This window comes from Nocardioides sp. AN3 (genome assembly GCF_054653495.1).
Genome location: NZ_BAAIGC010000004.1, coordinates 225,202 through 243,563 on the forward strand (window position 1 = coordinate 225,202; position 18,362 = coordinate 243,563).

20 protein-coding genes are annotated in these 18,362 nt (G+C 64.7%); 11 read left to right on the forward strand and 9 right to left on the reverse strand.

Annotated elements, in window-relative coordinates; translation table 11 throughout:
- Positions 1-288: 288 nt before the first annotated feature.
- From ACYQ1K_RS07140 to ACYQ1K_RS07155, 4 genes are all read left to right on the forward strand, one after another.
- Positions 289-615, forward strand: coding sequence for a histone-like nucleoid-structuring protein Lsr2 (locus ACYQ1K_RS07140; protein WP_459982133.1), 327 nt, complete (start codon positions 289-291; stop codon positions 613-615).
- 341 nt (positions 616-956) lie between these two features.
- Positions 957-1,646, forward strand: coding sequence for an HU family DNA-binding protein (locus tag ACYQ1K_RS07145; protein ID WP_459982134.1), 690 nt, complete (start codon positions 957-959; stop codon positions 1,644-1,646).
- 305 nt (positions 1,647-1,951) lie between these two features.
- The gene (locus tag ACYQ1K_RS07150; protein WP_459982135.1) at positions 1,952-2,092 is read left to right on the forward strand and encodes a hypothetical protein; all 141 of its coding nucleotides are present in this window, start codon (positions 1,952-1,954) and stop codon (positions 2,090-2,092) included.
- 688 nt (positions 2,093-2,780) lie between these two features.
- On the forward strand, positions 2,781-3,242 hold the full coding sequence (locus ACYQ1K_RS07155) for a hypothetical protein (protein ID WP_459982136.1): 462 nt from the start codon (positions 2,781-2,783) through the stop codon (positions 3,240-3,242).
- Here ACYQ1K_RS07155 and ACYQ1K_RS07160 read toward each other — a convergent pair.
- From ACYQ1K_RS07160 to ACYQ1K_RS07175, 4 genes are all read right to left on the reverse strand, one after another.
- Entirely contained in the window at positions 3,235-3,843 is a 609-nt protein-coding gene (locus tag ACYQ1K_RS07160) for a hypothetical protein (protein WP_459982137.1), read from the reverse strand. The two genes, ACYQ1K_RS07155 and ACYQ1K_RS07160, sit on opposite strands and share 8 nt — an antisense overlap.
- A 100-nt stretch (positions 3,844-3,943) precedes the next feature.
- A complete protein-coding gene (locus tag ACYQ1K_RS07165) occupies positions 3,944-4,120 on the reverse strand; it encodes a hypothetical protein (RefSeq protein WP_459982138.1) in 177 nt (58 codons plus the stop codon).
- Positions 4,121-4,262: 142 nt separating this feature from the next.
- Positions 4,263-4,757 carry a DUF2199 domain-containing protein gene (locus ACYQ1K_RS07170; protein ID WP_459982139.1) on the reverse strand — a complete coding sequence of 165 codons (495 nt, stop codon included), beginning with the start codon at positions 4,755-4,757 and terminating at the stop codon, positions 4,263-4,265.
- A gap of 317 nt (positions 4,758-5,074) precedes the next feature.
- Positions 5,075-5,383: a hypothetical protein gene (locus ACYQ1K_RS07175; RefSeq protein WP_459982140.1), complete on the reverse strand. Its 309-nt coding sequence runs from the start codon at positions 5,381-5,383 to the stop codon at positions 5,075-5,077.
- A 599-nt stretch (positions 5,384-5,982) separates the two neighbouring features.
- Between ACYQ1K_RS07175 and ACYQ1K_RS07180 the strand changes: the two genes are divergently transcribed.
- Positions 5,983-7,386: an IS1380 family transposase gene (locus tag ACYQ1K_RS07180; RefSeq protein WP_459982141.1), complete on the forward strand. Its 1,404-nt coding sequence runs from the start codon at positions 5,983-5,985 to the stop codon at positions 7,384-7,386.
- Positions 7,387-7,717: 331 nt separating this feature from the next.
- Here ACYQ1K_RS07180 and ACYQ1K_RS07185 read toward each other — a convergent pair whose 3' ends face one another.
- Both ACYQ1K_RS07185 and ACYQ1K_RS07190 read right to left on the reverse strand, forming a co-directional pair.
- Positions 7,718-8,965 carry an AlbA family DNA-binding domain-containing protein gene (locus ACYQ1K_RS07185; RefSeq protein WP_459982142.1) on the reverse strand — a complete coding sequence of 416 codons (1,248 nt, stop codon included), beginning with the start codon at positions 8,963-8,965 and terminating at the stop codon, positions 7,718-7,720.
- Between the two features lie 312 nt (positions 8,966-9,277).
- Positions 9,278-9,589, reverse strand: a complete 312-nt coding sequence (locus tag ACYQ1K_RS07190; protein ID WP_459982143.1) for a hypothetical protein — start codon at positions 9,587-9,589, stop codon at positions 9,278-9,280.
- A gap of 327 nt (positions 9,590-9,916) precedes the next feature.
- Here ACYQ1K_RS07190 and ACYQ1K_RS07195 point away from each other — a divergent pair, with 327 nt between their 5' ends.
- Positions 9,917-10,075, forward strand: coding sequence for a hypothetical protein (locus ACYQ1K_RS07195; RefSeq protein WP_459982144.1), 159 nt, complete (start codon positions 9,917-9,919; stop codon positions 10,073-10,075).
- A 490-nt stretch (positions 10,076-10,565) separates the two neighbouring features.
- On the opposite strand, the gene ACYQ1K_RS07200 is transcribed toward ACYQ1K_RS07195, so the two are convergent.
- Both ACYQ1K_RS07200 and ACYQ1K_RS07205 read right to left on the reverse strand, forming a co-directional pair.
- Entirely contained in the window at positions 10,566-10,784 is a 219-nt protein-coding gene (locus ACYQ1K_RS07200; RefSeq protein WP_459982145.1) for a hypothetical protein, read from the reverse strand.
- A 223-nt stretch (positions 10,785-11,007) separates the two neighbouring features.
- Positions 11,008-11,832, reverse strand: a complete 825-nt coding sequence (locus ACYQ1K_RS07205) for a toll/interleukin-1 receptor domain-containing protein (protein WP_459982146.1) — start codon at positions 11,830-11,832, stop codon at positions 11,008-11,010.
- A gap of 380 nt (positions 11,833-12,212) precedes the next feature.
- Between ACYQ1K_RS07205 and ACYQ1K_RS07210 the strand changes: the two genes are divergently transcribed.
- Positions 12,213-12,431, forward strand: a complete 219-nt coding sequence (locus ACYQ1K_RS07210; protein ID WP_459982147.1) for a hypothetical protein — start codon at positions 12,213-12,215, stop codon at positions 12,429-12,431.
- 170 nt (positions 12,432-12,601) lie between these two features.
- Here ACYQ1K_RS07210 and ACYQ1K_RS07215 read toward each other — a convergent pair whose 3' ends face one another.
- Complete coding sequence (locus ACYQ1K_RS07215) at positions 12,602-13,072, reverse strand: toll/interleukin-1 receptor domain-containing protein (protein WP_459982148.1); 471 nt, start codon at positions 13,070-13,072, stop codon at positions 12,602-12,604.
- A gap of 268 nt (positions 13,073-13,340) precedes the next feature.
- Here ACYQ1K_RS07215 and ACYQ1K_RS07220 point away from each other — a divergent pair, with 268 nt between their 5' ends.
- Genes ACYQ1K_RS07220 through ACYQ1K_RS07235 form a run of 4 tightly spaced genes read left to right on the forward strand, consistent with a single transcriptional unit; the run spans position 13,341 to position 18,304 of the window.
- A complete protein-coding gene (locus ACYQ1K_RS07220) occupies positions 13,341-15,431 on the forward strand; it encodes a KAP family P-loop NTPase fold protein (RefSeq protein ID WP_459982149.1) in 2,091 nt (696 codons plus the stop codon).
- The gene (locus ACYQ1K_RS07225; protein ID WP_459982150.1) at positions 15,431-16,258 is read left to right on the forward strand and encodes a hypothetical protein; all 828 of its coding nucleotides are present in this window, start codon (positions 15,431-15,433) and stop codon (positions 16,256-16,258) included. The genes ACYQ1K_RS07220 and ACYQ1K_RS07225 overlap by 1 nt, the downstream gene beginning before the upstream one ends.
- On the forward strand, positions 16,251-17,534 hold the full coding sequence (locus tag ACYQ1K_RS07230) for an adenine nucleotide alpha hydrolase family protein (protein WP_459982151.1): 1,284 nt from the start codon (positions 16,251-16,253) through the stop codon (positions 17,532-17,534). Before ACYQ1K_RS07225 ends, ACYQ1K_RS07230 begins: the two co-directional genes overlap by 8 nt.
- Positions 17,531-18,304: a TatD family hydrolase gene (locus ACYQ1K_RS07235; protein WP_459982152.1), complete on the forward strand. Its 774-nt coding sequence runs from the start codon at positions 17,531-17,533 to the stop codon at positions 18,302-18,304. The genes ACYQ1K_RS07230 and ACYQ1K_RS07235 overlap by 4 nt, the downstream gene beginning before the upstream one ends.
- The last annotated feature ends 58 nt before the right edge of the window (positions 18,305-18,362 follow it).

The window sequence follows — 18,362 nt, forward strand, 5'->3', positions numbered from 1 at the left end:
GACGGCATCGCCGAGCGGAATGCGACGGGAGCGTTGCCTTCTCACCGCTCTTCTGTCTGTGGGATGAGACGCCCCGCCGCTATGGGGTCGCGCCCGCGCGGCGGTGGAAGCGATGACGACCGGGCGAGTGCGCGCCGTGAAGCGCCGCTTTCACGCCATCACACCGGCCACCCGATGTGGCAACTGCGAGCAAATCCGCACATGGTGGTCGGTCACGCAAATGCCCTATTCCACCCTGAAGGCTAGAGTGCGCGTAATCGCTCCACTTCTGAGTTGAAAGGCTGTGAAATGGCGCAGCGGGTTCACATTGTCCTCGAGGACGACCTCGACGGTTCCGAAGGCGTCGAGACGGTCTCGTTCGCCCTCGATGGCAAGTCCTATGAGATTGACCTCAACGAGAAGAACGCCACGAAGCTGCGCAAGGCCCTCGCTCCGTTTATCGACGCCGGCCGCAAAGCGAGCCGCGCCAGCGCTCCTGCCCGCAAGTCGACCGCTGCCCCGGCCGGTACCAGCCCGCAAGAGATCCGGGCATGGGCCAAGAGCAACGGCTATGACGTTCCCGACCGCGGCCGGATTCCCGCCAGCGTTCGGCAGGCGTTCGAAGCGGCCAACTGACGCGAGCCAGCTCGAAAGGCCACAACGAACCGGCTCACTGGTCGTGACGGCCTTTCCGTGCGTTCCTGATCGGCAATCACTTCTGTCGCGGCGACGCGAGGGCACCTTGGCTTCATGAAGAGCGCGATTAGAGAATCGTCAGTACCGGCGCCCAGCCCCGGCCCGGTCGTCGAATGACGATCTGGGCGCTGGGGACTTCGAAGAAGCCGAAGAAATCGGCGAGTTGCGCGGATACGGAGTATTCTCAGGACCGTCACATCGCGCACGCCGTACCAGAGACCGTCATCGTTTGACGCACTCGCCCGGCAATGACGCGGGCCACCCATGAGTTCAGGAGAACAATGAACAAGGCTGACATCATCGACCGGCTCACCGAGCGACTGGGCGACAAGAAGGTTGCCGCTGCTGCCCTTGACGGGCTCATCGATATCGTCGAGCGAAGCGTGGCGAAGGGCGAGAAGGTCTCGATCACCGGTTTCGGCACCTTCGAGACCGCCGCTCGTGCTGGCCGTATTGGTCGTAACCCGCAGACTGGTGCGGCTGTTCGGATCAAGAAGTCGACGGTTGCCAAGTTCCGTGCTGGCACTCGCCTCAAGGGCGTTGCGAACGGCACCGTGAAGCTGGGCCGTGAGCCCAAGCACCTGCCGCTTCTGCCTTCGGGCGTCACGACGCTGGTCAAGCGCCTCGACAGTGGTTCGGCTCCGGCGAGCGCCGTCCCGGCGAAGAAGACCGCCGCGAGCACAGTGACCAAGGCCGCAGCCGTCAAGAAGGCAGCGCCGGCGACGGCAGGGGCCACCAAGACGGCCGCCACGACGACGGCGGCGGCAGCTAGCGCTCCGGCGAAGAAGACCGCCACCAACGCCGCGACGAAGGTCGCGTCGGCCAAGAAGACCGCACCAGCCAAGAAGGCTGCACCCGCGAAGGTAGCTGCCAAGAAGACGGCTTCGGCGAGTGCTCCGGCGAAGAAGACCGCGACGAAGGTTGCATCGGCCAAGAAGGCCGCACCGGCGCGGAAGACCGCGAAGCGGTAGTCCTTCTCCGCACACCGAACGCCTCGACGCTGTTGCGCGTCGGGGCGTTCGTCGTGTGTGCGGTTGCGTTCTCTTGACCACACAGGCCACCGTCCACGCTCAGCTCCAATATGGCCGGAGTCGCCTTGCGAGTCTCAAGCGGCGGTGTGACGCTGCTCACTGGCGCTGTGTCATCGGGCGAACAGTCCGCCGGCGTAGGCGTTCCTAGGGTCATTCCCACGGTCTGGTGACCTCCGCGTGGTGCGAGCCGCTGTCCTGAGGGCCAAGCCCACATGGTCCCAAGAAGCAGAAGGAGAGTGGTCGGCATGGTCTGGATCGTGATCGTCGTTTGCATCGTGGTGGCGGCGGCTGTGTACGCCTTCTGGCCGCACAAAACGGGCATCACCGACAAGAACATCGTCCAAGCCAGACGCCGGGGCGCCGGACGAAACTACTGGAGCCACTGAGCGGCCGCCCCAGGCGAAGAGGACGGCTCGTCGTTGAATGATTTCGTAAGACCGGCTGACCGAACCGATTCTCGATGGCTGAGGGGAGTACGGGCTTGCGCCCGGCTCGCGGCGAAGTGACCAACCCGGCGGATGGACCCACCTCCGCAAGCGCACGGACCGCGGCAGACAGCCGGTGACAGAACCGGTAGCCGCGTCGTGGTCGAGGCAAGGTAGGTTTCGACGGCTCAGCTTCCGTACGTCAACACGAAGATCACGACAGCGCCCATGTAGGCAATGGCGCCCCCGATCGTGCCGATAGTCCACGCGGCGCCCCATGCCCACCTGCCCGCGGCGAGGCGCCCGAAGCCGAGTGAGAGGCCTAGGTTCCCAGATAGTGGGCAGGGGCAACCACGAATCGTTGTGGACGGGCGAACTCTGAATGAATGACGTGAACGTCGACAACACGAGCACGACCGCCCAGATGGCCAACGTTCAGACGGGCGGCCAGGTGGGGCGGCGCTGCAGCGTCACGCTCGGAATCATTTCGGATGACAGGTCGACGTTTCCGCACATCGGCTGGATGCGGTAACTCGCGGGGATAGGCGGCGCTGTGACGCACCATTCCCGTCGCCGGCGGCGATGCAAACCCGGTGGCAACCCAGGTGTTTAGTCAGCGCTGTCGGCGCCGGTCGCTACGGTGCTCCCTGTGGATATCGCCGCCTTTATTGTCTCGCTGTTCGCCTTCGTCGCGTCGGTGCTCTCAGCCGCCTACACCGGGACGCAGGCGCGCGCTGCCAAGAGCGCCGAGCGGCGCGCGCGGAAGCCGGTCCTCGTCGTCACGCTCGACAAGCACGAGGTGAGCGGTGTCACCCAGGCCCTCTACTACGTCGAGAACCAGGGAGGCGAAGACCTCGACTCGGTGGTGGTTGAGCGGCCTGTGACGGCGGACGGGGTGACCTACCCCGTGGCGAGGCTTGGAGACGACTTCGGCGACGAGACGGAGGTCGGCCCGCTGGAGATCAGAGCCAAGCAGGGCTTCATCCTGGCGATGGGGTCGGGGGAGAGCCTGCCGGAGTTCCGGGTGCGCATCCGCACCCGGATCGGCAAGGACACCTGGGAGGACGCCTACGTGCTCGGCGACCCGAGGTTCCATGTCCTCGTCAGGTAGCAGGCTCGCCGAGGCCAGGAATGTGCGTCCTCTGCATGTTGAACGCTGCCGACCAGCCGGAGCCTGCCAGGGCCGCACGTACGCTCTTTCGGAACTCCGTGCTCGCGTGGTACTTCGACGGGTCCAGGAAGATGACGTCGGCCATGCCCGAGACCCACTCGACGTCCACCTCGTACCCCTGATCCGAAGCGAGTCGACGGATCTCGGGATCGAGGCGTTCGCGCGCCTCTTGCAGCGCGTGCTCTCGCTCGGCCTTCTTCTCCGGGCTTTCGGGCGTCCACACTGGCGGCGGCGTCGAGTCAGCCGGGATCCCCCACGGATCGGTCGGCACGGTTGTGTCGGCTGGCACCGCCCACGGATCCGGAGGCACCGTCGCCCAGGGGTCAACGACCGCCGTGTCCGGGTGGGTGTAGAACGTCATGCCCGTACGCCCGAACTCGTCGTGCTGGTCGTCGTAGTCGAACAGGATCGGCCCGCTGAGGTCCACGCCGGACGCCTTCACCTGATCCGCGTACCAGACTAGATCGCTCCAGGTCGGCTCGTTGTCGAAGAGGAAGGACAGGCCCTGCGCCACCGCAGGCTTGCGCTCGTCAGATGTCATAGACGGACCGTAACCTGCGGAGAGGACAGTCGGGGTCCGTCCTCCACAGGGAGTCGGCCCTCGGGCCTGCCTCAGTTGCCAGACGGCACGGTCAGCGCGGCTAATAGGCCAGCTTCGCCTCGACCGGCGGCATGAGCACGATGAGCAGAGTTGCAAATCGGCCCAGGAGCAAGGAGACGAGGAACCACGCGAGATCGTTTCGTCCCTTGCCAGGAGCCAAACCTGCGTTGATAAGGGTCAGCGTTCCCCGCCCGGCCGTATACTGATCGTGATCCATGGCGGGACGATATCCGTCTGATCCGGTTAAGGCGGAGCTCCGACAGCCGCCGAGAATTCGCGGCGGTTCCAACGCCGGCTGCTGTCGCGGAGTGACGCAGGGTCGACACACTCAGCCCGTCGCGGCGTCCGGACGTCGCCGTTCAGTGCAGCCGAGACAGCACACTCAGGACCGGACCGTGATCCCATTCGCGGCTGACGACGGCGCGGAGCGTGTCGTCGGAGCTGTCGACGACGCACGGCATTTCATCCACATCGAGCACGCCGAGGGTCACGGAAGAACCGAGGACCTCCCAGGGCTCGATGGCGTTTGCCAAGGTGCCCGTCATTCGAAGATCGGCGTAGTCCGGCTCGTTCCAGACCGCGAGGGCCCGCCCGAGGTCGTCGAAGTCGACGTTGACCCAGACGCCGTAGGTGATTGAGTACCCGCCGCTCAGGCGGACTTGGACCAGCGACCGGAAGAAGGAGCCGAACTGCTTGGTATCGATCATGTCCGCGCGGTTCGGGTCGGGATCGTCCATCCGGATGCCGTCGCTAGCCTCCTGGTCGGGCAGGGCGGCGATCACATCCGGCAGTCGGAAGCGGACGTCGCGGTCGTGTTCATCGACCTGATGTCCGCAGCTCGCGCACTGGCTCACCACCGGATCTTCTCACTCAGCGACGACATGTCGGCCCGTCTGTGCCGAGTCGCCGTGGTCGAGTTCATTCAATCGGCGACAGGCGGCTGACACATGTACGTGCGGCGCGGAACGCGACCCGCGGGGCCTCCCGGCCCCCGGCTTGAACGGGCTGCCTCCCTCACCGTAAAGCTGGACGGCGAGCCGTGCGGCAGCCCACTGGCAGGGCGGGTCCGTGGACGAGGCTACGGCGTTAGCGGCCCCCGCTGACCGATCTTGGTGGCCCGCAAACGACGACGAGGACCAAGAGCCCATGCGGCGGAAGACCGTGAGTCGACCTACTTGAGATACGGCGCCAGCGCGTAGTGAATCCACTCGGCGTGGCTGATCAGCCCGTTCAGGCGGTCAACGACCGGTTGAGCTCTGAGCGGGCCCGAGCCGTCCTCGAGCGCGACCACCAGACGGTTTCCGAACTCTGGCTGCGAGGGAGCCGAGTCGCCCGCGATGCGCACCCGAGCGATCAAACTGCCATCTGCCCACGGCCAGGGATCAGCCGGCAGCCATTCGGAGCTCGCGCCGTCCTCCAAGCCGACATAGACAAGGTCGAGGGCGCAAATCGTCGCGTGTAGGCCCCGGTGCTTATCCACGTTTGATAGCTGTTGGAGTCTGGTCAATGGGTGATTTCCCACCGCCGCTGCCAGTTCAGACGTAGGCAAGCCCAGAGATTCGACGTCAGCGAAGGGCTGAAGAGCACGAAAGACCGTTCGCAGCGACGCATCTAGGTCAGGCGGCGCCCAGCGTGATCGCTCATACTGTTCGCTTGACTCGCAGATTGGAAAGATGACTTTGCGTTCTTCAGAGTTCGTTAATGATCTCGTCATGTGGGTGGCTACGACGCGCCAGGTCATTGCGTCTAGAGCCGATCGGACATTGTGGACGACGTCGCCAAATACCGCCGACCACTGCGGGGCCGGTGGCTTCGCGATTCGAAGGCGAAGTTCGTACTCGCTTGACCCGGTCCGGACGACATCGACCCCGGCGCTTGTTCCGTCGGCCAAGTAATCGTCGATTCTCGCCCGCAGATCTCCGAGCAGATCGACAGCGCGCTGCAGCTTAGCCTCGATCCGTGGAGGATCCGTCGTTGATCGGCGTGGCTGCGGCGGGGTGAACGTAGAAGTGCCTTGCGGGGCAGAAGAATCGGGAGTGTCTAGGTCCCTGTTCGCTCCGCACCAGCAAGGCACTGAAAGTGAATCTATCTCATCCGTGGCCCCGAGCCACGCCGTTGTTCGATGACGAGCGGTTGGTGTCGTCGGCGGGACTGGTGCCGGTGATGGCGCTGGCCGAGCAGGCCGGACTCTCCGACCTGCTGACCGAGAAGGTACGGCTGGCCTCGTCTCGGGTCGCCTCGGCGGGGGTGAACCCGGCCGGGAAGGTCGCCTCGATCATCGCCGGGATGGCCGCGGGCGCGGACAGCATCGATGATCTGCAGGTGATCCGCTCGGGCGGGATGAAGCTGCTGTTCTCCGAGGTCTACGCGCCGGCCACGTTGGGTCAGTTCCTGCGCGAGTTCACCCACGGCCACACCCTGCAACTGGCTTCGGTGGCACGCGCGCATCTGGTCAACCTGGCCCAGCGCACCGACCTGCTGCCCGGGATCGACGAGCAGGCCTATGTCGACATCGACTCGCTGCTGCGCCCGGTCTACGGCCACGCCAAACAGGGTGCCAGCTACGGGCACACCAAGATCTCGGGCAAGCAGGTGCTGCGCAAGGGCCTCTCCCCGTTGGCGACCACGATCAGCACCACCCAGGGGGCGCCGGTGCTGGCCGGGATCCGACTCCGGGCGGGGAAGGCAGGCTCGGGAAAGGGCGCGGCCTCGATGGTGGCCGAGGCGATCACCACCGCCCGCGCCGCCGGAGCGAGCGGCGAGATCCTGGTCCGTGGCGACTCCGCCTACGGCAACAGCGCCGTCGTAGCGGCGTGCCTGCGGGCCAAGGCCCGCTTCTCACTCGTGCTGGCCAAGAACGCCGCTGTGGCCGCCGCGATCGGCACCATCCCCGAGGACGCCTGGAGGCCGGTGCACTATCCCGGTGCCGTCCTCGATCCCGACACCGGGCAGCTGATCAGCGATGCCGAGGTCGCCGAGACCACCTTCACCGCGTTCGCCTCGACCAAGCAGCCGGTCACCGCCCGACTGGTGGTGCGTCGCGTCCGCGACCAGGCCAAGCTCGAGGAGTTGTTTCCGGTCTGGCGTCATCACCCCTTCTTTACCAACAGCCTCGAGTCGACGGTGGCCGCCGACCTGACCCACCGGCGGCACGCGATCGTGGAGACCGTCTTCGCCGACCTGATCGACGGACCGTTGGCTCATCTGCCCTCCGGTCGGTTCGCGTCCAACAGTGCCTGGGTGATCTGCGCGATGATCACCCACAACCTGCTGCGCGCCGCCGGAACGTTCAGCCCCGGCCGGCTGGCCGTGGCCCGCGGCGCCACGCTGCGGCGTCAGATCATCCACGTGCCGGCGCGGCTGGCCCGGCCCCAGCGCCGGCCGGTGCTGCACATGCCTGCGCACTGGCCCTGGGCCGAGACGTGGCTGGCGATCTGGACCGGCGTGTTCGGACACGCCTTGGGGCCACCAGCAACTGCCTGACCCCGTCCACCGCCGCACCGGCACGAGCGCAAAACCCCATCGTGGAAGAGCTGGACAGACCAGCAGGACGCCCCTGCCCTGCCGTCCGCGGGGACAGGCGACCCCCGCTCAACCGCGGACGTACCTATCGCTCCACGGATCGAGGCTTAGTCGTCCAAGGGGGAGTGGCGGCCACGGCTCAGACCCTACGCTGAATCAAAGACGCACGGTCGTGGTGAGTGGCCCCGACACGGAATCGAACCGGTTCGGTGAGCTCGTCGACGAGCCGTGGGTTCGGCAACGGCGGTGACTGGGTTCGCCGGGACTTGGCGGACGAATAGCCCGGTACGGGCTACTCCACCTCCGCCCCGACAATGGCTCGGAGATCTTGAACTCCGCCTTGGTTCACGACGTCGAGCGCAAGTTCACGGCACTGCGTGATGAACGTTGCGTGGTCGACATCGTTCCTGACCGTTGAGACGACAGGGACGAATCGGGGCAGGGGTATGGACCCGTGCTCCCACACGAAGTTCAACTCATCGACGGTCTGAATGATGAGATCTTGCTCACCGCTCCATTCGATGCCCACCTTGACCTCGTACTCACCCACCCCGAGGGCGTTCCCGGTCGCGCGTAGAAGGGCCATAAAGTCCGCAATCGTGCTCTCGCATCGGGCCGAGTCGATTCGATACGCCTCGTCGAATCCATCGCGGTTCCGTCCCGCGCCGATAGCGGCGGCGATGGTTAGCGCTCCGTCGAAATGGACGGTCGCCCACGCAGATTTCCATCGGCTCGCATCGGTTTCGGCGGCATCACGCGCCACCCACCGGCGCAGGCCAGGTCGCGGGTTCTGGTAATCGATCATCTGAATCGGATGATGAACCCTCGTGCTGGCGTACCCAGGGGCCAATCGATACGCATGGTTGTAGATCGTCCGAGCCTCTTCGCGATCCATCCTTTCCCTCGCCTGCACGGGGATCCTTGGGTGGGCAACGGCAATGAACCAGGCACGCTCGTGAATGGGTTTACCAGACGTGGTCTCGTCGTAGAGCACGTTGAGATCCTCGGTCAGTTGTCGCCGTGCCTCGAATCGAGCTCGATACATCTGCTCGATCTGACGTTCGCGCATCCATACGGTGTCGGCGTCGTTGCGCACTGGGGCACCGAAGTACTCATTGCGGTAGATGAGGTGGGGCCCGTCCTCACTGGCAGGAACGACGACGACAAGGGCACGCCGTCCGGGCTCGCCGACGAAACTCACTTGGAGGCCGAAGATCGGCGGGTGGATTCCGGTGACGGCGGCACTACGTAGCGCCCTCTCGTACTGCTCCTCGTTCAACTCGCCGATGTCGAGGCGGCCGATTGCCAACTTCTGATCTTCGTCGATCCCGAAAACGATGACGCCACCGCCACTATTCGCCATAGCCGCGACGTCCTTGGGGAAGTCGGACTGAGGCAGTCCTTTCACTTCGGGCGTCTGACGCTTCCAGTCGATGCCATCGGTCTCGGCGAGACCCTCTCGGACGGCAACATCCAGTAACTCGTCGGTGATCGGCCCGGCGGGCAACCCGAGGGCCTGATGAAGCGGCGTGAATCTCATACCGAGGACCGTATCGATCAATGCATTCCAAGTACCGACTGGCTGCGGCGGCAGGTCCGGTTTCCAGTTGCACGTGCCGCGCGACGTAGCGCGCGCAGCGGCGGGCAATCACCGGACCGCTGCTCAGCCGGCGAAGTGACGCAGGTCGCGGAGCGCATTGTTAGCCGCGTCCAATGTCACCGATTGATCTGTGCGGCGGCGCCTGCTAGGCGGCTTCCGCCTGTGCAGGGTGATCGCGCGCCGCGTAACGCGACGCCTACCGCGCTCCTGCATCGTGGGACGAATAGCCAGCAATCCGTCGGAAGAGGCCGGTCAGCCGCCGATCCCGTTCCGATTGACCATGTCGATCACCTGGTCAGGCGAGACCTGGCCGTCGCGCAGTGCCTCGTAGCCGGCGAACACCACGTCAGGGTTTACGCCTGCGTCGATGGCTTCCTTGCGAAGCGCCGCACGGTCCTTCGCCTGAGTTAACGCTTCCCTCTGGATCTCGTCGTCCTTGGCTTGCAGCCGCCGAGCCGCTTCCCGCCGACCCTGCTGAGCGAGATAGATCCCTCCTGCAGGGGCCCCAAAGAGGAGAACGCTAGCGGCGGCATAGTAGAGAAGGGGCGAAGGCGAGGACGGCACCAGCCAATGCTAGGGCGCCGACAAGGCAGCTACTAGAGCAACTCTCAGATCGACGGTCCACCCCGGAGGCTCTGGGCTGCCCGCGCCTTGGGAAGCGCATCGCGGAAGGTGTCACCGACCACGACCACGGCTAGGGGTTGGGCCGGACGGCGGGGGGCGAACTCCACCTGATCGTTGCGGCGGAATGTCGCAAGCACGGACCCCTGAGTTCTCGCGCGTGTTGATCTCCTAACTGGCCGACTCAGTGCGTCTCCACCATGGGCGACGGCATCGGCACATCTGCATCTCGCGGACGAGCTCCACGCGTAGGTCCTCGATTGCGGCGGCGTGGCGCTCGGCGAGCGCTGCGAGCCGTTCATCGGCCTGTCGCTCCGTACGTCGCTGATCGACCTGGGTTCGAAGTTGTCCAAGGTGCGCCGCCGAACCCGCGACAAGAAGTGCAATCAGGAGGATCCCGGTCTCGCTCGACGTTTGCCCAGTGACTGAACCCGGTGCGCCGAGTATGAGAGCTAACAGCCCTCCGCTGAGAGCGGCGACCGTGCCGGCGAGGTTGACGCCCGCGTGACGGACTGCTGTCGGCATCAACACCGCAGACCATGACAGCCCAGCGAGACCCATGAGCGTGGTCGCAATCCAGTCGGCGTCTGAGCGCACTGCGAGGAAGACGCTCGCTGTAGGGGCGAGGACGATCCACGTGCTTGCGTAGGTGTGTTCGCCGATCCAACGCATGCCGCGGCGAAGGTGCGAGTTGAAGTCAAACCTCATGGCGGCATGCTCTCGGGCGGCACCGACATTTCTCTTCCGCGAGCGCGGCGAAGTGACCCACCCGGCTGTTAGACGGGCCTTTCCGAGGAGCAGGCGCGGCAATCCAACGCGTACAAGGAGATCCTGAAGAAGTACGAGAAGGAGACGTCTGCGCATGAGCACTGCGCCCCTGATCCGGCTACGGCTGGCCGGGCGCGTTTTTCGCGTTCCGCTAGGTCCGGGACTTGAACTCTCCGAATGTGGTGACCTGATCGAGCCCATGGTCGTAGCACTTGTCGGACGCCGACGTCATGTAGCCGTTGCAGTCGGGATACTTGTCGCTGTCGCCAGGCCGGTTGACCGCCCACACGAGCAAGCCGAGGAGCACGCCGGGAATCAGGGCCAAGCCGAAGCACTCGCCCCACGACGGTCGAAGGGTTGCAGGCCTCATGCCGCCTCCGGAGGAAGACCGGCTGTTGGCCCGAACGGTCCGGTGTGCGGCTGAGGCCACTGCGCGGCTCTGCCACGTGCCTCCGAACCTCTTAGCCACGCGCCAAACGGTAGGTCACCGCAAGCGCATCCGCACCGATTTTGCGACCTTCGAGCGTCACAGGATCTGTGCTCCTGGGACATGGCGATTCGCGGCCTCCGACGTAGGGAGGTAATCCGCCCACTCAGATGAACAAGGCCTCCCACGTTTTGCGCTTGCTCAGGTCCATCGGTACGTCGTACTCGGCAAGAGCGACGTCGTACCGGATCACCTCTGCGACAGGTGAGCCGACTTCGCGGAGTGCCAGTCGTGCACCGTCGGTCAATGCCTCGAAGCGATCCTTCTCGCCCTCTGGCAGGAGGATGCGGGCGACGTCCTCGGCCGTTCGCGCGTCCTTCAGTTCACGGACCTTCTCTGTCAGTTCCTCCACTTGCGCAGCCCGAGCGTCGAGCGAGGCCAGAGCATTCGCCAGTTGGTCTTGTGTCTCCTTCCACTGCTTGGCGGTGACGACCTCTGGAACGGGAATCGTCTTCGCGCGGCGAGCCACTGAGGCAAGCCACTTCTGCGAGGAGCGGCCCCAAGTGAGCGCGGACGAAGTGTGGCCAATCGCATTCCCGACTTCATCATGCAACTCGTCCAACGCCGTTTGGTCGTCCATGTATCGGATCAGCATTGGAGACAGGACTCCCTGCAGTTCCGAACGATCCATCCCAGGCGTCAGCAACGGGAAGAGCCTCCCCACCGCGCCCCAAGCCGCACCTAACTCGGCCATGCATACGGGTCGCGTCTGGTACGTCGGAGAGATGATCGCGATGACCAACTTCGTGTTCTGCGCCTGTTCGCGGACATGCGCCAGGAGGTCTGCACCGGAGGGAACGCCCGTGTCGGCACCGGAGCTGTAGAACACCTCCTTGGCACTGAGCTCGCACCCCAACCGAAGGATCTCGTCGACGAACGGGTCGACGAACTTTGCGTCCGCTGACGCGTGGCTGATGAATACGCGAGACATACTCCGGAGGCTAGCGTCTACTGGCCCGATCAGGTGGCGCTAGGCAGTAGGTCGCGACTCTTGACGACGAGGGAGCCGGAGCCATCAACGCTCACGATGGGTCGTCCGAACCCGCGAACCACCTGCCGTGGGTCTGATCTCGCGGATGGACGCATGTGCTTGCTTCCTGGCCTTCGGCTGTTCGGGCGGTTCGCGGGGCAACGGCTCGTGTGCGCGTCGAGGTATCCGGACCCGGGCGGGTCCTCGCCGCCGCCAGCCCCTCAGCCGAGCATTGCGAACGGGAATACACCGCCACAGTGCGGGCGAGAAGGTGGGCTGCGTCTCCTGACACCCGAAGAAATCGTCATGAGATCCGGCTACAACATCGCTACGTTCTTGTCATGGCTACCACGATTACAGTGATCATCGGCGCGGCGGATCCCCTCGTCTTCGAGGACGTGCAGAACATCGAGATCACCGAGGCGGTTATCGTCAGCACGACGAACGTGCACAACGGCGTTGAGATTCCGAACTTTGGGCACGCGGAGCTCGCGACAGATGTCCTCGACCTGGGCTTCGTCAGTGAGGACTGCGCGATCACCATCGAGAAGGTGAGTTAGGCGCGAGTTAGGCGAGCGGCCATCGAAGCCGGATGCAGCTTGCTATCCGGCGCCGTGGTGAGGTGGACACCCGAGGGCGGTCGCATGAATTCCTGCGATGACGACATCGCGGCGGAATGACTGTGGCCGCTGTTGCGGCTACTTGCGCTGCCGGACGCCCCAGGAAGTTCTCAGTCGTCGAGAACGGTGAGGATCACAATTCCGAGCGCGACGATGAGGAGTGCGGCGTCTAGTTGGTCGCGCCTGCTCTTGGCCTGCGCTAGCTGAGTCACGCGTTCGCTGAGCTGCAAGATCGCGGCACTCGGCACTGCTTCGTCCACGACGATGTACTCGGTCCCTTCGAGCATGCCGAGGCCGTGATCGGCCATGCCCGCAGTAACCACCGGGATGATCAGTTTGCCGGCTCGCCTTGCGTAGCCAATCTCTTGATGGACGTAGCTGGAGGATCCGCCAGCCTCGGTGAGTAATGCGATGACGAGATCGCTTCGTCGGATTGCCGCTTCGATCTTGCTGTGAACGTTGGTGCCCGCGCGTCCGTCGCGTTCGGCCAGATAGGTTTGCACTCCGGCTGCATCGAGCCGGGACACGACCTCGGCAACTAGCTGCTCATCTCGGGTCGCGTGGCTTAGGAACAACTCCATGCCGACAAGGTAGTGGTAGAGCCGACGTCGCACGCGTCCGGAGGCTGTGACCTCGTGCGAAGTACGCACGGCAGATCGCGCACTCGCTGGCATCTCCCTCCACTCAAATGCGAGTCGACACGAATGGACCACAACCGAGCCCGAACGAGGCCAAGGCAGGATGTGAGTTGCGTCACGGAACATAGCCAGTCTAGGAATATGGCCTGCGGCCCAATCAAACTGGTTAGCCTCGCGTCTGTACCTGCACTCCGACAACCAAGGCGACGACGTGATCACGAGGCAACCCACTGCGAGCTTGGCTGGACTGTTGTGGTCCGACGAGCCGGCGGAGGTCGACCTCCTCGCCGCCAGGGCGATCGCCGAAACAGTCGCCGACGCCGTCCTCGACGACGCATTGGACCCATTGTCGCTGGGACTCTCCGGGCCGTGGGGAAGCGGCAAGACAACCGTGCTGGAACTCATCGAGGACGACCTCGAGGCTCGAGCCATCGACCCCGACCCACGGCTGGGGGATGCCGACGGGCGCGAGCGCGCTGGCGACGAGCCGGAACCCAAGGTGCTTGTCGTGCGCACCGACCCGTGGAGATACGACCCTTCGGTCGGCGCCAAGGAAAGCATCATCGCCGACATCCTTGACGCGCTGGCCGCCGAGCTTGCCAGGTACCCCAGCACCAGGCTGAGCGACGCCGCAAAGCTCGTCCGTCGGTTGGCCAGGCGAGTCGACTGGTCCAAGGCACTGAGGGTCGCGACCAAGGCAGCGGTCGCCTTCCAGGTGCCTTCATTGGACGAGGTCACAAGCCTGATCAAGGATCCCGACACGGACGAGGCCGAAGGAGAGCCACGCGGCCTGGCGGGATTCCATACGGAGTTCGCTGCGCTCATGGGCGCACGCGAGCTGGCCCATGTCCGCCGAGTCGCCGTCCTCGTCGACGACCTGGACAGGTGCCTCGCGAACACTGTGGTGGAGACCCTCGAGGCCATTCGTCTGTTCCTGAGCGTCCCGAGGATGGCTTTCATCGTCGCTGCCGACGAGGATCGTGTCGCTGACGCGATCAGGTCCGAGCTCCCTGAGTGGGAGATGCCAAAGGAGCGGCCGGGCAACCGAGACGCCCTCCCTCCTGAGCCGCCCTGGAAGCTGTACCTCCACAAGATCGTCCAGACCACCGTCCCCCTCCCAGCGCTCGGAGCGTTCGACACTGAGGCCTACCTCTTGCTGCTCCAGATCCAGAACCGGACTGAGCGCCGGTTCGCCCCTGAGCAGCTTGATGAGCTCATCGAGGCGTGCGGGAAGCTCAGGTCCAGCGGTGCACTAGACGGACTGGACCCGCCGGCTGGGCTGGACGTCCAGCGCGAGCTGGCATTCGCGCACCGCCTGACCGCGATCCTCTACGAGAAGCTCGCGGGAAACCCGCGTCGCATCAAGCGGTTCCTGAACGACATGAACATTCGGCGCACGATTGCCGCCCGCCGTGGCATAGAGCTCGATGCAGACGTGGTCGCCAAAATGATGACGCTTGAGGTTCTGCTTCCGGAGCAGTTCACAGAGGTCCTTTCCTGGCTGCGAACCGGCGAACTCCGTGATCGGCTCTTATCCCTCGAGAGCCTTGCCCAGAACGCCAACCACCAGACACATCCGGCGCAGGTCCAGGTCGAAGAGACTGCCGATGCTCGGACTGCTTCTGCGGCCAATGGCGCGAGCTCCGGGAGTGGAAACGCGTCGAGAAGCGGGAAGGCTGCCGCGAAGCCCAGCAAGAAGTCCTCCAGTGCCGTGGCTTCGGCAATCGACGGCCAACCCGAAGAGCCCGAGATTCCGGCGCAGGCCCAGGCAGGGGCCAGGTACACCTTCACCGACGACATGATTCGTTGGGCCAAGCTTGAACCGCCCCTCGCGGAGATCGATCTCAGCCCCTACCTGCACCTAGCGGCCTCGTTCAGCGGCGACCTGCTGGTTAGCGAAGAACTCCCGCAGCGACTCCGCGACATTGTCCATCAGCTCAACGTCACCGGGCCACTCACCAACAAGACCGCGGAAGGACACGCAGAGCGCCTTCCCGTCGACGACGCGCGGATCCTCATCGGGTTCTTTGCACGCCGAGCGCGCGACCGCGCCCAAGAACAACGGGGTGCAGTCACCGCGATCGGTCGCCTTGTCAGCGCTCATCCGTCACTACATCCCGCAGCGCTCGATGCCTTCCGCCGCCTTCCGGCCGAGGACCTCCAGCCCCCCACAGCGATGTACCTGAAGTCGCTGACGGGTATTGACGGCATGCAGGCGGTCATCGACGACCTCGCCGGCCGCGCCAAGGGGCGGACGAAGCTCGCACTCACCAGCAATCTGCCGGCAGGAGGAGCACGCTGATGGGAAGCAAGGACTCCTTCACAGGCGGCGGAGGCGCCATCGGAGACGATCTGCGCGAGGGCATCGACGACTGGCTCGCAAACCTCCCGGGAGGTTCAAGCGGCGTGACTCCTCCCGACGGAGGAGATGCACCTGACGGCGGGTCGCAACAGATGACGCTGCCAGGTACCGGCCCGGGGTCGGGCGCCAAGCCCCTCTCCGCAAAGGCCCAACGCGTCGCCAAGACCGCCCTACTGTTCCGAACAGCCAGTGGCACAGGGTCGAAGGCCCGAAAGGGAACCGCGGCGCAGTTCCCGCGGTCAGCGGCTTCCAGCGCTCGCGCAGCCGGACGTGGTGCCGCAGCTGCATACGCATACCGCACCGGTGACGCCGCCTCCCTCCAGGCCGAGTTCGGCCTGGACTACGCGGCCCTGCGTGCAAACCCCAACGTCTTTGACGTCGTGGCACAGATTGTCGCCGCCGTCTGCGAGGAACTCCCGGACCAGATCGAGGCTGACGAACAGCGACATGTCGTGGCAGAAGTGTCGGAGTGGGTCGTCACCGCCAACGACGGCGGCCCGACCCCAGTGCCCGCAGAGATCGCCCAGGAGACCCTCGCCGTCGTCCTCACCTGGGCGTACCTGACCACGACCGCGGCCGAGCTGAACACCAAAGGCCTCACCGGCAACCAGCGTGTCGAGTTCGAGAACGAGGTCCGTGCCGCCTGCGAGGAACTCGCCTCCATGGCAAACGTCAACCCGATCAACCCCACCGCCGCCGAGTTCGTCTCGGCTGTGGAGAACGGCCTCGAGTACCTCCAAGCCGTGTACGGGAGCGACGATGAATGACTTCGCCCTCAAATTCAGGGTCCCCGACACGGTCAGCGACGCGGCGGCACAACGCGACTTCTACTGGGTGCCCGACGGCGGCTCGTACGTCACGAGCCTGACGCCACGGCTAGAAACCTTGGGGCCTGTATCTCCACTCAACGCCGACTTTGCGCGGCTGGCGATGCTTGTCTACAGCGCCGACCGGTCAGTCCTACGTGCTGTCGGAAGCGTGAACTGGACCTCCCGCACCTTCTCGCTCACGGTTCCCGTCTCCGACCCAGACGCGTGGACGAGCATCAGTGACCGGCTCACACACCTACTTTGGTTCCTATCCGGCGACAACTGGGCGCTCACGTTTAACAAGGCCCGACCGCCGGCCGAGAAGTTCGCAGCCAATCAGCATCCTGAGGCCGAACGAGTCGTGCTCCTCTCCGGTGGTGCAGACTCGGGCTGCGGTGCGCTCCGGGCACGCCTGGAGACGTCGGAACACATCCTGTTTTCCCACTTCGGTGGCAACGGTGTCGGGCCGAAGCAGCGGGATGTCGCTGAGAGAATCCGCACGGTTGCCCCCGACGGCGCGGCCCAGCATCACGTCCAGGTCGGGTTCCGCCGAAGAGCTACTCAGCCGAACGGCATGGTCTTCAAGAAGGAGCACTCCACACGCACTCGGTCACTGCTGTTTATCGCCCTCGGTCTTGCGGTGGCCTCCATCAACCAGATCCCGCTCTGGATACCCGAGAACGGGTTCGCATCGCTCAACCCGGCCATGGGCGCCGACCAACTGGGCAGCGTCTCCACCAAGACCACACATCCATGGTTCCTCGCAGAGCTCGAGAGCACGCTCGCGGCTGTTGGCGCGCAGAGCCTCATCGAGAATCCGTTCATGCACCAGACGAAAGGCGAGATGTTCACGTGGGTTGGCAGCCAACTCGGAGACGTCGATGCCGCGGCCTTCCTTAGCGAGACCGACTCGTGCGGCTTCACTAACAAGCGGTTTTTGAGTATCCCCCGAGCGCAGCATTGCGGATCGTGCTTCGGGTGCTTGATGCGCCGAGCCTCCTTTGCCGCAGCGAACCTGAGCGACCATTGCACCTACGCAGTCGACAATCCGCCCAGCGTTCGAGCCGGCGAGGTCCTGGCTGCAGCCTCGTTGATGCCCAGCATTCGTGGCTACGTTGCGCGCGGGGTACGTGTATCTGACATCGCATCCATGCGACTACCAACTGGGTACACCCCAGGCATGGCACGCGACCTCTGCGTTCGCGGCACGGCAGAACTCAGTCTTCTTCCATGACGTCCAACTGGCCACCGGTCGACCTCCACGCCCACATCGACCCAGCCATTACGGCACGAGATCTGCTCCAGCTCCGCGCAGTGATCTTCGCGGCCACCCGAACATTGGACGAGGCCGAACGAGCCCTGGCAAGGCAGCACACCGACGTCCTCGCTGTCTGGGGTGTCGGCACACATCCTGGACTGGAAGGCGCGCTCAAGACGTTTGAGCCGGCACGGTTCGCTGCCCTCATCGCAAAGTCGGCTTACGTGTCGGAAGTTGGTCTCGACGGGAAAGCCAAGTCTCGGATACCAATTCAGCGGGAGGTGCTCAACTCGATCCTCGCCATCCTTCAGGAGTACCCCCGCATCACATCTCTCCACAGCTATGGCGCGACCGCTGAGGTCCTCGAGCTTCTTGAGAAGACGCCTGTGCGCGGCGTGGTACTTCATTGGTGGCTCGGAGACTCCCGCCAGACGGCAAGAGCATTGGAGCTTGGCGCCTACTTCTCCGTGAATTCCTCCAACCTGAAACACAAGGAAGTCCTGGCTGGCATTCCGCTCGACCGGCTTCTCACCGAAACTGACCACCCTGACGGCAACCGTTGGGCACCGCAGCCGCGCCATCCGGGGAACGTGAGCCGTGTCGAGAGCATTCTCGGTGAACTACACGGGCTGGCGCCTCATGCGTTCAGAAACAAATGCTGGTCGAACCTCAAGCAGTTGACCACGGAAGTCGAATGCGCCGCGTTGCTGCCCGAGCGCGTCAGATCAATTCTTGCTGAGGCTTAGGCGATTCATGGGCATCGGCATGCGCATAGGCCGTTTGTCGAAGAATCCTGGGGCACGG